Origin of the sequence: Campylobacter sp. 2018MI10 (assembly GCF_018501175.1) — a bacterium.
Lineage (GTDB): Bacteria > Campylobacterota > Campylobacteria > Campylobacterales > Campylobacteraceae > Campylobacter_E.
On the sequence record NZ_JAHCZD010000117.1, the window covers coordinates 1 to 408 of the forward strand.

Genomic DNA, 408 nt, shown 5'->3' on the forward strand with positions numbered 1-408 from the left:
GATACCCAGTAGTGGGAGGTAAATCATGGGTAGTGACCGAACTCATGGCGTACTCGCGCCACTGCTCAGGAGGCAGCGGATTGCCATTCTCACCATTCTCGAACCACAGGACCGAGGTGCCCATGATGCCGCGCTCACGCAAGTAGGCGCGCACCCACGGCTCTACCGTTCCCAGGTCCTCGCCCACGACAAGGGCGCCAGCCCGGTGCGCCTCCAGCGCCAAAATACCAACCATGGCTTCGTGGTCGTACCGTATGTAAGTACCCAGACGCGGGCCGAGACCGACGGGTACCCACCACAGCCGGAACAGGCCGAGAATATGGTCGATGCGGATGCCACCGGCGTGACGCAAAGCGGCGCGCGCCATGTCGCGGAAAGGCCGATATGCCAGATTGGCGAGGATGTCGG

Annotated in this window: 1 protein-coding gene; it reads right to left on the reverse strand. The window is 62.7% G+C overall.

Annotated elements, in window-relative coordinates:
• On the reverse strand, positions 1–408 hold a 408-nt coding region (locus tag KJR01_RS10645), incomplete at both ends, for a 4-alpha-glucanotransferase (protein ID WP_214119086.1).